We start from the raw sequence: 13,051 nt of genomic DNA, 5'->3' as shown, positions 1-13,051 counted from the left end.
GAATAATGCTCCACCTCTTCCGGGGTGGAGCTCGCAGCTGGGTCCTGCAGCCCCGTTTTCGTATTTTCCGGTCTGAAAGGTCGCGTCCGCTATGCCAGTAATGAGTGAAAATGAGCTCAACCGTCGTCGCCAAGAAATCTTGGTTGGGGCACGGAAATGCTTCGCTGAATACGGCTACGAAGGCGCGACCGTTCGTCGTCTAGAACAAGCGACCGGGAAATCGCGCGGTGCGATCTTCCACCATTTCTCCGATAAAGAGAACCTGTTCCTCGCCTTGGCGCGGGAAGATGCCGCACGACAAGCAGAAGTTGTGGCGCGGGAAGGACTCGTGGAAGTCATGCGAGATATCGTGCGTCATCCAGAAAAATATGATTGGTTGGCTACGCGGCTGGAAATTTCCAAGATGCTGCGCACCGATGCCTCGTTTCGGGCGCGCTGGCAAGAACATCAAGCTGTCCTAGACCAAGCAGTGCATGATCGTTTAGCCAAAAATGCCGCAGAAGGCCGCATGCGTGTCGACGTGCCGATCGATACCTTGCAGTATTTCCTGGAAATGGTCATGGACGGCCTGATTACGCGCAATGCCATGGGCATGGCGACCGACGAGTCAGTTCTTGATATCGCGGAGCAAGCAATCCGGCGAGATGGCAACGATGCCACTGCTGATAACAACGATTCTGCGACTGATTAATCCGCGGAGCCGACCGTAAGGTATAACGGTATCCACTATGGTTAATCTTCTATTGGTCTCATTGCGTTATGGAGAGACTGCCCCGGCGGTAGCAGCCGCCGAGTATCGCGATATTTGTGAAGCTGCTGGCCTAACCCAGGAACAAACGACTCACCTGATAATTGATTCCACAAAAGTGCAGCTGCCGGATCTGAAACAATTCGACGGAGTCATTGTCGGTGGCAGCTCGCTCAACATCACCAACGACGAGTGGAGCGACTGGCAGCACCATATTCATCAGCAACTTGCATCTCTTGTCGAAGCTGAGCTACCAGTCTTTTTAATCTGCTTTGGTGCTTCCTGGCTAGCCCATCATGTCGGCGGCACAGTTGGTCATACCCACGCGGAGACCTCTGGCAAGACGATAGTACGGCTCACGCCAGAAGCCGCACAAGATGCTTTGGCGCGCCATTTGCCACAAGAATTCACCAGTTTGACCGGCCATACTGAAGCTGTGGAATCCCTCCCCGTAGATTCAGATGATGTCACCGTGCTTGCCGACGGCCCTACCTGCCCAGTGCAATTGTTGCGCGTCGGTGATTCCACGTGGGCCAGCCAGTTCCACGCCGAAATGGATGCCGTAGCCATGAAAAACCGCATGGATTTCTTCTATGACTACGGTTATTTCTCCCCCGAAGATTATCTCGACATCGTCAACAGCCTGCCGGAGATTGACACGACCTGGAGCAACGAACTAATCACGATTTTTGTACGGTACTGTGCGACGAATGCAGTAGCGCATTAGCTTGCCTCCTTAAATTGAGCTCACCGCATCGTTGCCGTCGTGGAAGGCGATGAAATCTTCATCAGGTAAGTTTTCGCGCCCGGCGAGCTCAAAAATCACCTGGCCGACGAGTTCACGCGAGGTGTGCTCACCGGCAAATTTGGTCGAGTTTTCGGTTAACTTAACGCCAGTGGCAGGCTCGAGAGTCAACAGCGTCGGCGCTAGAATCACGAACCGCAAATCCGAAGCGATCAAGCGCTTGTCGACGGTTTTCTTCGACTCAACATACGCCAACCACGCACCGTCGTCATCGGTCTCATTTTCTAGCGAGCCCATATAAGAGACCATGATGAACTTTGGTGCCTTATGCTTGCCGACGGCGTCCTGAACTTTCTCCAGTCCCGCAATACATTCCAGAGCGGCATCTCGGTCAACTGCATAGGTGACCTCAGCGCCCGCGCGGCCACCATTTCCGGCGGTCCACACGACTACGTCGAACTGACCGATCAATTCTGCCCACTCATCGGCGGAAAGCTCAGTGACGTCCTGCACCAGCGGTGTCGCGCCGTGCTCGCGGGCTTCCTCGGCTTTTTCTTCCCGACGCAGCATCGCGGTAATCGCGAAATCATTGCAATATTGCGGAATAGCAATGCTTGCCACCTGACCAGAGCCACCGATGACGAGCACTTGTTTCTTCGATTCAACGTGCTGTGTATCAACCATGCCGCCCATGCTACGCCGAATAGGCAATTTTTTCGGCCCTCCGTGGCTGCTTGCCGCAATAGCTCAACTGTGTGCCCTTTGCCCCTGCGTTAATCGGTGCAACCAATGAGGTTAAGATAGAAGCATGTATGCCATCATGACCGTCACCGGCGCCGATAACACCGGAATTATCGCCGCGGTGAGCACAGCACTCGCAGATTTGAACGTTAATATCGTGGATGTTTCCCAGACATTGATGTCGGGCTATTTCACTATGATTTTGCGCGTGGAATTCGATGACGCAAAGCTTTCGATTCCAGAGATTCAGGAGCGCATGGAAGCCGTCGAAAAGCAGACCCACCAGATCATTCGGATCCAGGCTGAATCGCTGTTTACCGCGATCAACGAGATCTAGTCACTTCGAATACTTATCACCTAGCGCAGAAATAATCTTCCACCATGCCTTTTTCTTTTAAGAATGCCCAGATCGTTGACACGATCGAGATGATTGAGAAATACCGTCTCGATATTCGTACGGTGACCATGGGTATTTCCTTGCTCGGATGCACTCGCCCGACGATGTCTGCCACCTGCGATGCCGTGTATGACCGGATCACTACGCAAGCAGCGCGTCTGGTAGAGGTGTGCCAAGGTATCGAGGCAGAGCTCGGAATCCCAATCGTGAACAAGCGCATCTCGGTGACGCCCATTTCCCTGATCGCAGCTGGCGTCGATGGCGACCCAGTTGAGCTCGCACATGCCTTGAACAAAGCAGCCAATGAGGTCGGCGTGAACTTCATCGGTGGTTATTCCGCACTCGTCGAAAAAGGCGCCACCGAAGCAGATCGCCGCTTGATTGATTCGATTCCCGAGGCATTGTCGCAATCCGATGTGGTCTGTGGTTCCGTGAACATTGCTTCGTCTCGGGCTGGCATCAACATGGATGCAGCACGCAAGATGGGCGAAGTCATCAAATCCGCCGCTGAGCTGAGCAAGGAGCAGTCAGCGATTGCTTGTGCAAAGCTCGTGGTGTTCGCCAATGCCGTCGGAGACAACCCTTTCATGGCCGGTGCATTCCACGGCGTCGAAGAACCCGACTGCGTGGTTTCCGTAGGTGTTTCTGGCCCCGGTGTCGTCGACCGTGCCTTGGGTAGCCTCGAAGGCGCCAGCCTGGATCAGGTCGCCGAAGAGATTAAGAAAGCGGCATTCAAGATCACCCGCGCTGGCCAACTCGTGGGCAACATGGCCTCCCAACGGCTAGGAGTGCCTTTCGGCATCGTGGACTTGTCACTGGCACCTACCGCGGAGCTGGGCGACAGTGTCGCACACATTCTGGAACACATGGGCCTCGATCAGGTGGGAACGCATGGAACCACCGCGGCGTTGGCATTGCTCAACGACGCCGTGAAAAAGGGTGGCATGATGGCGTGCTCACGCGTCGGCGGACTGTCTGGTTCCTTCATCCCGGTTTCCGAGGACAAAGGCATGATTGACGCTGTGCGTTCGGGCAGCATCAGCATGGACAAGCTGGAAGCGATGACGGCAATCTGTTCGGTTGGCTTCGATATGATCGCTCTGCCAGGAGCTACCTCTGCCGAGACCATCGCCGGCATGATCGCAGATGAAGCAGCGATCGGCATGATGAACCACAAGACCACCGCGGTGCGCGTCATCCCAGTACCAGGCGCAGAAGTCGGCGATGAGATCGACTTCGGTGGCCTGTTGGGCTATGCGCCGGTGATCCCGGTGAACACCGTCGGCAACCGTGAATTCATCCACCGCGGCGGGTTTATCCCGGCGCCAGTGCACGGATTCCGTAACTAAACACGCGGCACTAAACGCGCGGCGGACTTTTTGCAGGCAACTGTATTGTCTCGGCTGCAGGTATCACCAGTCTGAATAATACCGGTGTGCTGGACTAAGGAGCCGGGATTACGCAGACAGTTGTCGGCGTTGCGGCAGCTGAGAATTCCCGAGGTCTACTCGGTAGCCTTCTTCGCTGCCAGCGCGCATCGCCGCGCGATCAATTGCGCGTGCTTGTCGACGCCCATTGCGCAGCGCAAGACCAGCATCGTGGACATAATCCTGCAACAGTTGCTCCGCCGCAGATGCGTCGTCTAGCAACGCTAAAGCAGCACCCCGCCCCACTTGCACGGCGGTGTCTTGATCAGCTTGATCCAACAATTCATAGACGCTGCGCGAAAACCCCAGCATCCAGGAGGTTTTTAACCGCTTGGTATGCGCAGCTTCGTGGCCGCCATGTTGTGCGGCATATTTCGTGGCCCCCGCGGCCATGTGGATATTCAACATGGGAAACAGCATCTTCACTCGTTCTAGGTGACGCGGCACCCCGAAAACGAGGCCATATGAGTTGTGCTTGCCTGTCCCCTGCTGCGAGTACAACACTCGGCAGTGCAACGCATTCGAGATATAAGTCAACAGCTCTCGTTGCTGTGGTTTATAACTGCCGGTTAGATTCCATTCCCATGCCGTCTGCCAGGTTGCCGCAGTATCTCCTGCATGCTGTACTTCATCTGGGTCCAGTGCATACTTGGCTGCCAACTCGAAAGCTTTCGTCCGGCACAGATCGCCTTCGGGGGTGCCTTCGCATGCTGCGGCACGGTCGAGCAAGTTTTTGATGCGATTGCGGTATTTATCAAGGCTCATTGGATAGTCCTTTCTCTAGCCCTACCTCAATGGACTGTGCCGGCTCCGCTCAGGTTCCCTAATCAAGACAATCGACGGGATGACGATCGACGAGACGAGAATTAGGCGAGTTCGACGATTTCCATGTACTCATCGCTCCACATATCTTCATCGCCATCTGGCATGATGATCACGCGCTCGGGCTCGAGAGCTTTGACCGCGCCGGGATCGTGGGTTACCAGCACCACCGCACCCGTGTACGTCGCCAAGGCATCCAGGACTTGCTCACGCGAAATCGGGTCTAAGTTGTTGGTTGGCTCGTCGAGAAGTAAGACATTCGCTCGCGACGAAACCAGGGTCGCCAATGACAGGCGGGTTTTTTCACCACCGGATAGCGTACCCGCAGGTTGTTCGAGCTTATCCCCGGAGAACATGAACGCTCCCAACAAGCTGCGCAGCTCCTGTTGATGAGCGTCTGGACATGCGGAGATGGTGTTTTCCCACACGCTGCGGTCTGGATCGATGGTGTCGTGTTCCTGTGCGAAGTAGCCGATGCGTAAGCCGTGACCGGTGACAATTCCGCCTTCGCCATCGGTGCGTTCTTCACCGGCAAGTAATTTGAGCAAGGTTGTTTTACCCGCACCGTTATAGCCCAGCACGACCACCCGGGAGCCTTTATCGATCGCTAGATCGACGCCGGCGAAAACCTCCAGTGAACCGTACATTTTGGTCAGGCCCGTGGCGTGCATCGGAGTTTTGCCGCATGGCGCAGGCTCGGGGAATTTGATGGAGGCAACTTTGTCGTCCTGGCGAACCTCATCCAAATTGCCCATCATGCGTTCCGCGCGTGCCAGCATCTGCTTCGCTGCGGCAGCCTTGGTGGCTTTCGCGCCCAACTTTGCGGCCTGTTTCTGCAGTGCAGACGCCTTCTTCTCTGCATTCGCACGCTCCCGACGACGGCGGGCTTCGTCGGTGGCCCGGGCATCGAGATATTTCGCGTATCCCATGTTGTACACATCTGCTTCGGCGCGAACGGCATCGAGAAACCAGATCTTGTTACATACGTCCCGGAGCAATTCCACGTCGTGGCTGATCATCACCAGACCACCTTCGTGCTTTGCCAAGAAAGACCGCAACCAGGAAATCGAGTCAGCATCCAGGTGGTTTGTCGGCTCGTCGAGAAGCAGTGTGGTTTGCGACTTGCCAGCTCCGTTAGTGGCGGCGAACAGAATTTGCGCAAGTTCGACGCGACGACGTTGGCCACCCGACAAGGTCTTGAGCGGTTGATCAAGAATACGTTGTTCCAGCCCAAGGTTGTCACAGATGGTGGCAGCTTCCGAATCGGCCTCATAGCCGCCAAGGCTGTGATAGCGCTCTTCCAAGCGCGAGAATTTGGCGATGGCCTTGTCGCGCTTGTCGTCGTCCAACGTCGTTTCCATGATCTGCTGCTGCTTATCGAGAGAATGACGTAGCTCATCTAGGCCACGGGCAGACAGCACACGATCGCGCGCAGTCTGCTCGATATTGCCCTCGCGCGAATCCTGCGGAAGGTAACCAATATCGCCGGAAATATGAACCTCACCGCCATAGGGCTCGGTCTCGCCAGACAGGATGCGCATCGTGGTGGTTTTCCCGGCACCATTACGTCCGATCAAACCGATACGATCGCCCGGCTGCACGCGAAGGTGCTGGCCAGGGGCGTGCAAAAGTGTACGGGCACCGGCGCGGACTTCAAGGTCTTGGCTAACAATCACGACCAGCAAGTCTAGCAGCCGACGGTAGTGTTTTATAACTGCGCTGACCTCGAATTTTGGTGCTCAATAACGAGCTAACGCTATAGTGTCACTGTTGCCATCACATCGGTTGTACTGGCAACGGCGGGCTGTAGCGCAGTTTGGTAGCGCACCACACTGGGGGTGTGGGGGTCGCAGGTTCAAATCCTGTCAGTCCGACAGTTTTTCTATGCGATTGATATGAGGCGCTACGCAGCCTATTCGTCCAACTCGCCCATCTCCTTTGCCGCAGACATAATTCCTGCGAGCGCGCCGATAACTTCACGCAGCACGTCACGATCGCTAGACAGCAGTGCATCTTGTTGCTTGCGCTCCTCGATGCCGGAGAAAATGGCTTTCGTAGCCTCGCCCTGGAATTTCTTGGATCGCTTCAGCTGTTCCTTCGAATTAGTACGCCCCAGTTTGCGTGCCTCCGGCTGCTCCGACAGCGTGCCCCAGGCAGTGACAATCAACTGGGCGGTCTCCCCAGAGCTCACGTCCACGCCAGCCACCGAGAAAATGTCGTTGACCTTCTCCACGGCGTCGTCGAACGCGGTGCGCAACGGAGTGGAATCCCCACCTAAAGTGACATCAAACGTCGGCACGTCGAGCGCCTCGTCTCCCCCATCGGTAAGCGAGCGGTCAACTTCCATCTCGTTTTGGGTAATCGCCACACCTGCGAGCGCGATTCCGGTGATGAAGTCCTCGTCTTCGTCATCAATTTCTTTCAGGTGCAAGTTGCGCTCTAACACCGCAGCGAGCATGGCTCGCTTAGAGACTTCTGCGTCGGCATACGCGACGATTTGGGAGAGGAACTCGTAGGCGTGGCGGTACTTCTCCGCGTTGGACTTGAAGTCGCGTGCGACGTCACGTCCCTCCTTGCCGGAATTTCGCTTCGCCCTCCACCGCTTGATTATGGCCCCGGCCGCACCGCGCAGTGCCTCTGAGTCGGCACCGTCCATGTAGGCGGCAGCGACGCGCTCCAGCTCGTCCGGAGTGTAGAATCCGGCACTGTCGAGCTCGTCGCCGAGACGGTGCAGCGAATTCGGGTCAATGTCGGTGGCGATCTCTGCACCCGCGTAATAGCGTTTAAAGTCTTGGACAATCGATTCCGGATCGTTGACAAAATCCACCACCATCGGAGTGGGTTTACCGGGGTAAATGCGGTTGAGCCGGGAAAGTGTTTGCACGGTGGTCACGCCGGAGAGTTGCTTGTCGACGTACATCGCACACAGTCGCGGCTCGTTGAATCCGGTCTGGAACTTGTTCGCCACGATAATGACGCGGTAGTTCATCTCATCGTCTTTGAACGCACGCTCGACGTCGGAGACCCCGTTGAGTTGGACCTCGGTGACAGGTTCCGCATCCTCGTCGACACGCACCGCGTCCGAAAACGCTACAAGCGAGCGGAAATCATACCCGCGTTCCTCAATATAGCGGTTCATTTCCTCCGACCAGCGCACCGCGGCCTTACGCGAGGCGGTGACCACCATTGCGCGTGCTTCGCCACCAAGATGGTGGGCGACGTTACGGCGGTAGTGTTCAACGACGACCTCAACCTTTTGTGCAATTGAGGTCGGGTGGAGACGAACGAAGCGCACCATGTCGGTCACGGCTGCGGACTCGTCGACCTCCTCGGTGCGACCGAGTTCGTCGCGCACCTCGGCCCACATTTGGTAGGTCGAATAGTTGCCGAGCACGTCGAGAATGAAGCCCTCTTGGATGGCCTGCCCCATCGGGTAGGTGTCGAAGGCAACGTAGTGCCCATCAGGTGTTTCAGTGCCGAATAGGCGCAGTGTTTTGCCCTTTGGCGTTGCTGTTAGCGCAATGAACGTCATGTTCGCGGCAACCGCAATGGCCTCCTGGCGCAACTCCAACAGGTCGTCGGCGTTGTATTCCTCGCCCTCGTCAAGTTCGACATCGGTGAGCAGTTCGCGCAGCGCAGAGGCGCTCGAACCGGTCTGCGACGAGTGAGCCTCATCGGCGATCACGCACCAGCGTTTGCCGCGCAAATTCTCTTCATCTTCGAGCAATTTGAGCACATGCGGAAACGTCTGCAGCGTGCAGGTAATGATGTGGTCGCCTTCCTCGATTGCCTGCTTCAACTGCGGTGACTTCGACCCGGCGTTTTCGCCGACGGAAACCACCAGCCCCAGGGAAGCATCCAACATCTGCATATCCTGGCGCACGTTGGTATCAAGCGCGGTGCGGTCGGTGACCACGATGACCGAATCGAAAGTCTTATCCCCGTTTTTACCGACGTGGCGGATTAGTCGGTGGGCAAGCCACGCGATTGTCTTGGTTTTGCCGGAGCCTGCCGAGTGCTCGATCAGATAGCGCCCGCCCGGCCCGCGACGGGTCACGTCCCTGGTCACACGCTCCACGGCGCGTAGTTGGTGGTAGCGCGGGAAGATAAGTTTGCCGCCCGGTGTGCCGCGCTTCCGTTTCGCGTCCGGCTCCCACACGGCGAAGTCGCGCAAAATACGCAAGAACGTTTCTCGTTCTAGTACGTCTTCCCACAAGTAGGACGCTTCTGACTTGCCCGCTATAGGCGGGTTGCCGGCGCCACCGTCATATCCCCGGTTGAACGGCAAGAAATACGTGTCCGCACCTTTTAACGCAGTGGTCATGTAAACCTCTTCGTTGGACACAGCGAAGTGGACGAGTGCGCGCCCTGGAAGCAGCAATCTACGCGCGGGGCTGGGTACGCGGTCTTCGCGGTACTGCTTGCGTGCGTGCGCGACCGACTGGGTGTTGTCGGTTTTGACCTCCATTGTCGCTACGGGGATTCCGTTGACAGTGAGCACCAGGTCGATCGTCTCGTTTGTCTTTGGATCGAAGTGGACCTGGCGGATAACGCGCAGGATGTTGTGCTCGGCGCGCTCCTTAGCCTTTTCTAGCAGCGGGTTGGCGGGCGGGAACGCCACCAGCGGGCCGAAAGATGCCGAGCGAGCGCCGGTTTGGGCATACTTGAATCCCTCGCGCAGAGTACCGAGGAGACCGCCAAGGGTGCGCCCGGACTGCGGGTTCTTTTTAGTCTTGGTTTCGAGGCGGTTTGCGACGTGTTCGAGGAGTTTCCGTTCCGCAGTCTCGCGACTAGCATCTGTAGCGTCGACGGGGACCGCCTTGGCGTACTCGTCGGGATACTGGGTGAACAGCCACGACAGAACGTCAGCTGGATACAGCGCGAGGCGTCTATCCCAGCCGTCATCTGCAACGCCGTCGCGGTTGGTCCAGCCGCGCTCGGCCAATGCGTTGCATATGGCGGATTCGAGGTTCGATTCGCGCAGTATGTGGGTGCTAGGCATGGGTTGCTTCCTCGTGTATGGGGATGTCGATTTGACCGGTCACAGCCGCGGCAATTATGGCGGCGCGACGCTCGGCCAACAAGTCTCGCAGTTCGGTGATGTCGGCGAGCATGGAGTCAATCTCGTCGGTCTCGCGGTCAATCTCGTCGGCGATTCGGCGCTGCTCGTCGAGGGGCGGCATGTCAATCTTCTGCATACCGACCCCCGTTGCGGTAATACCGGGCTGGGCCGCTGACATAGACAGTTGTCCCAGATTCTGGTCCTTTAGCACTTGTGCGAGCCACCCGGGGTGAACCTCGATAATTGGCTCTACGACAAGGGCGTGCTCGGACGCGAAGAACGGCCCACTGGCCAGGTGGACATTCCCGCAAAGTGCACCTTGTCTGCCTACAAGAACTCGGTCCTGCGATTCGTTAAATCTATCGATGTAACCTCGAACCCCATTACCGCCATACACGGGGTATGCGCCCTGGTCTTTAATTTCGGCAGCGGTAATCGTATCTCCTGCGTGTATTTGAGCGATGGACTGCAAGGATGCTCGGGTAAAAAGACCGCGTAAGGAGCGCACCGCACTTCCAACGAAAGCGTCCCGCCGCTCCGTCAGCAGCGCCTCCATCTCGTCCAGGTCGGCGCTCATGGCGTCGATTTCGGCGGTCTCGCGGTCGAGGTAGTCCGCGATGGCGCGCTGGGTTTCCAGGGGTGGAAGGGGTAGCCCAAATTGCGAAAATCGAGCAAAGTTGATGGTCTGTCCGTCGCGAAGTTGGTCAGTAATATTCCCCAAACCCTCTATAAATAGCGAGGATTTAAATAGGTAACGGTAGTATCCGTCAACCAAGTCAACGCGGGGTGTAATGACGGTGTAAGCGTTACTGACTTTACCCGCGAGGGCAGAATATTCGAGTCCGCCTTGAAAACTACGAAGGTGGCTTATGAAGTCGCCTGGCTCTACGTGCTTCATGTTTTCAGCACCGGTCCGGTTGCGGACGACTTGCGCTCCGGTGCGTTCTACGTACTCTGCCTGGGGCAGGACACCTAGTTTCTGGGATGGGGTCAAGTGAACGTCCTCCGCCCCCGACTTCTCACTACGCTCCGCAAATAGAACATTGGCCGGGACAAGGTTCCAATCGGGATTTACCGAGCGCAACCAGGTAATGAACGGCATCACTCCCTCACCTCCGCAAACTTCTCCGCCAGACGTCCCATCACAACGGACACGTCAGCGTCAATTTCCTCGAGCGAACGCACCGGCGCCGGGGTGTAGAACACCCGCTTGAACGGAATCTCGTAGCCAACCTTGGCCGCGCCCTCATCCCAGGTCACATCAGGCGCAAACGCGCGTACCTCGCGCGCCATGTGCTCGCCGACGTCTTCGGTCAGCGGAATACGTTCGGTCATCGAAAGCGCCGGGTCAAGCACCGGGTTGCCCTTGCGGTCCACAGCAGGATCGGCAGACTCATCCGGCACACCCACAGTTTTCAATGCCACGTCGATAACACCGGCAGGCATTTTCACCCCACGGTTCTTCGCGGCGACCTTCATTGCCTCCGGAAGGTCGTTGAACTTCACGCTTGCCACGTCTGCAAGCACGTCGGCGTGCTCGGGGACTGCTGACTTGTGGGCGAGTACTTCTTCAACCGCTTCTGCGGTGACCTCGACGCGAAGCCGAGCCTGCTTCGTGACCTTCACGTCCCTGAAACCAAGGTCATCTGGTGTAAGCACTTTCGACATCACGGTGTTCTCGAACGCTTCGTACTCTTGGAGCACGCGCTTGCGGTCACCTTCCCGCATCTCGCGGCGCTTGTCGCCCAGCCCCTTATCAGGGACAGACCAACATTCGGAAGCGTCGATTAACTGCACGAAGCCTTTGCGGTGGTCCTCCTTGTTCGTGTCGAGAATCCACACATAGGTCGAAATTCCGGTGCCGTAAAACATATTGGTCGGAAGTTGAATAATGGCGTCGACCAGGTCGTTTTCCAGCAGCCACGCCCGAATCTTGTCAGGACCAGAGCCAGGGCCACCTGTAAACAGCGGCGAGCCGTTGGAAACCACAGCACCTCGGCCGCCTGCGCCGTTGTCGGCCGCGGGCATGAGTTTGGAGGCAACGTGGGCGAGAAACAGCATTTGCCCGTCGTCTTTACTTGGCAGGCCGTGGCTAAAGCGGGAACCAGGTACCTTGGCCTGCTCCTTTACGGATTGCTGCTGGACCTCCCAATCCGTCCCGAACGGCGGGTTAGAAAGGATGTATTCGAACTGTTCGCCCTCGTACAGGTCGTGCAAAAGCGTGTCGCCGTGGCGGATAGCATCCGGCTCCCCCCCCTGGATCAGCAGGTCAGCCTTGCCGATGGCGTATCCGGTGGGCATTAGTTCCTGGCCTGCGAGAACTACCTCAATGTCGGGGTTGAGTTCTTTGAGCGCGCGCTCTGCGACGAGCAACATGCCACCAGTGCCTGCCGTGGGGTCGTAGACGGTGCGGGAAGCGCCGTCGGAGGTCAGACCCACATCGTCCGAGGCGAAAAGAATGTCCACCATGAGCCGAATTGCGTCGCGCGGGGTGTAGAACGCACCGGCAGCCTTGCCCTTGGTGTTGAACGCCTTATACATTACGTGCTCGAACAGGTCACCCATCTGCGCGTCAGGCAAAGAATGCATGCTCATGTCGATACTGGCGAAGTGCTTGACCACCGGCCATAGGCGAGAGGAAGTATCAAGAGTCTTCATCTTCACCGCAAAGTCGAAGGCATCCCAAATGTCGCGCACGGAGGAGGAAAACGAGCCGACATATTCCATAAGCGAGTCGTAAACGTGGTCATCCAGGCTGGCAATGCTGGGGAGATCAAGGGGGGAGGTGTTGTAGAAGGACAGACCGAAGCGGGTCTGTACCTCCCAATCAATCATTTCATCGCTAATTCCCTCCTCTTGCAATCCCCATACCAAGTCGAGGACCTCTTCCTTTGTCGGTGCGAGAATGCACTCGAGGCGACGTAGTACCGTCAGCGGCAAAATGTAATCGCCATAATCCTCGGGTTCAACGATGGAACGCAAGAATTTATCTGCGGTATTCCACACCACGGATTGATTGAGTTCCGCTGTGCTCATACGGGCATGCCTCCTTAGGGCCAAACGATGCGAGTATTTCTAAGATAATCACACAGCCGGAAACGATAAAAAC

At 56.9% G+C, this 13,051-nt stretch carries 10 protein-coding genes and 1 tRNA gene; 5 read left to right on the top strand and 6 right to left on the bottom strand.

The annotated features are described in order from the left end of the window. Positions 1 to 91: 91 nt before the first annotated feature. Both U1140_RS04290 and U1140_RS04285 read left to right on the top strand, forming a co-directional pair. Positions 92 to 691: a TetR/AcrR family transcriptional regulator gene (locus tag U1140_RS04290; protein ID WP_369846299.1), complete on the top strand. Its 600-nt coding sequence runs from the start codon at positions 92 to 94 to the stop codon at positions 689 to 691. A 37-nt stretch (positions 692 to 728) separates the two neighbouring features. Then, entirely contained in the window at positions 729 to 1,475 is a 747-nt protein-coding gene (locus tag U1140_RS04285) for a glutamine amidotransferase-related protein (protein WP_369846298.1), read from the top strand. A 9-nt stretch (positions 1,476 to 1,484) separates the two neighbouring features. Here the strand turns inward: U1140_RS04285 and U1140_RS04280 are convergent, their stop codons facing one another. Then, positions 1,485 to 2,177 carry an SDR family oxidoreductase gene (locus tag U1140_RS04280; RefSeq protein WP_369846297.1) on the bottom strand — a complete coding sequence of 231 codons (693 nt, stop codon included), beginning with the start codon at positions 2,175 to 2,177 and terminating at the stop codon, positions 1,485 to 1,487. Between the two features lie 124 nt (positions 2,178 to 2,301). On the opposite strand from U1140_RS04280, the gene U1140_RS04275 reads away from it, so the two are divergent. Then, on the top strand, positions 2,302 to 2,571 hold the full coding sequence (locus U1140_RS04275) for an ACT domain-containing protein (protein WP_369846296.1): 270 nt from the start codon (positions 2,302 to 2,304) through the stop codon (positions 2,569 to 2,571). Positions 2,572 to 2,615: 44 nt separating this feature from the next. Then, positions 2,616 to 3,980 carry a PFL family protein gene (locus tag U1140_RS04270; RefSeq protein ID WP_306516165.1) on the top strand — a complete coding sequence of 455 codons (1,365 nt, stop codon included), beginning with the start codon at positions 2,616 to 2,618 and terminating at the stop codon, positions 3,978 to 3,980. Positions 3,981 to 4,088: 108 nt separating this feature from the next. On the opposite strand, the gene U1140_RS04265 is transcribed toward U1140_RS04270, so the two are convergent. Beyond that, complete coding sequence (locus U1140_RS04265; protein ID WP_369846295.1) at positions 4,089 to 4,823, bottom strand: DUF7168 domain-containing protein; 735 nt, start codon at positions 4,821 to 4,823, stop codon at positions 4,089 to 4,091. A gap of 101 nt (positions 4,824 to 4,924) precedes the next feature. Further along, a complete protein-coding gene (locus U1140_RS04260) occupies positions 4,925 to 6,556 on the bottom strand; it encodes an ABC-F family ATP-binding cassette domain-containing protein (RefSeq protein ID WP_369846294.1) in 1,632 nt (543 codons plus the stop codon). 124 nt (positions 6,557 to 6,680) lie between these two features. Between U1140_RS04260 and U1140_RS04255 the strand changes: the two genes are divergently transcribed. Beyond that, a tRNA-Pro gene (locus U1140_RS04255) sits at positions 6,681 to 6,754 on the top strand. A 38-nt stretch (positions 6,755 to 6,792) separates the two neighbouring features. Here U1140_RS04255 and U1140_RS04250 read toward each other — a convergent pair. The 3 genes from U1140_RS04250 to U1140_RS04240 are packed head-to-tail and all read right to left on the bottom strand — an operon-like array spanning position 6,793 to position 12,978. Further along, positions 6,793 to 9,882, bottom strand: a complete 3,090-nt coding sequence (locus U1140_RS04250; RefSeq protein ID WP_369846293.1) for a type I restriction endonuclease subunit R — start codon at positions 9,880 to 9,882, stop codon at positions 6,793 to 6,795. Next, positions 9,875 to 11,044 (bottom strand): restriction endonuclease subunit S, encoded by a 1,170-nt coding sequence (locus U1140_RS04245; protein ID WP_369846292.1) that lies wholly within the window; start codon positions 11,042 to 11,044, stop codon positions 9,875 to 9,877. Before U1140_RS04245 ends, U1140_RS04250 begins: the two co-directional genes overlap by 8 nt. Further along, complete coding sequence (locus U1140_RS04240; protein WP_369846291.1) at positions 11,044 to 12,978, bottom strand: type I restriction-modification system subunit M; 1,935 nt, start codon at positions 12,976 to 12,978, stop codon at positions 11,044 to 11,046. Before U1140_RS04240 ends, U1140_RS04245 begins: the two co-directional genes overlap by 1 nt. Positions 12,979 to 13,051 lie beyond the last annotated feature (73 nt).

Origin of the sequence: Corynebacterium drakensteinense (assembly GCF_041224285.1) — a bacterium.
Lineage (GTDB): Bacteria > Actinomycetota > Actinomycetes > Mycobacteriales > Mycobacteriaceae > Corynebacterium.
This window is presented reverse-complemented; position numbering and strand designations above follow the sequence as displayed.

Excerpts from the sequence above, each read along its gene's own strand:
- U1140_RS04265 (WP_369846295.1), bottom strand. The coding sequence starts at position 4,823 with ATGAGCCTTGATAAATACCGCAATCGCATCAAAAACTTGCTCGACCGT.
- U1140_RS04285 (WP_369846298.1), top strand. The coding sequence starts at position 729 with ATGGTTAATCTTCTATTGGTCTCATTGCGTTATGGAGAGACTGCCCCG.
- U1140_RS04250 (WP_369846293.1), bottom strand. The coding sequence starts at position 9,882 with ATGCCTAGCACCCACATACTGCGCGAATCGAACCTCGAATCCGCCATA.
- U1140_RS04240 (WP_369846291.1), bottom strand. The coding sequence starts at position 12,978 with ATGAGCACAGCGGAACTCAATCAATCCGTGGTGTGGAATACCGCAGAT.
- U1140_RS04290 (WP_369846299.1), top strand. The coding sequence starts at position 92 with ATGCCAGTAATGAGTGAAAATGAGCTCAACCGTCGTCGCCAAGAAATC.
- U1140_RS04280 (WP_369846297.1), bottom strand. The coding sequence starts at position 2,177 with ATGGTTGATACACAGCACGTTGAATCGAAGAAACAAGTGCTCGTCATC.
- U1140_RS04245 (WP_369846292.1), bottom strand. The coding sequence starts at position 11,044 with ATGCCGTTCATTACCTGGTTGCGCTCGGTAAATCCCGATTGGAACCTT.
- U1140_RS04275 (WP_369846296.1), top strand. The coding sequence starts at position 2,302 with ATGTATGCCATCATGACCGTCACCGGCGCCGATAACACCGGAATTATC.
- U1140_RS04270 (WP_306516165.1), top strand. The coding sequence starts at position 2,616 with ATGCCTTTTTCTTTTAAGAATGCCCAGATCGTTGACACGATCGAGATG.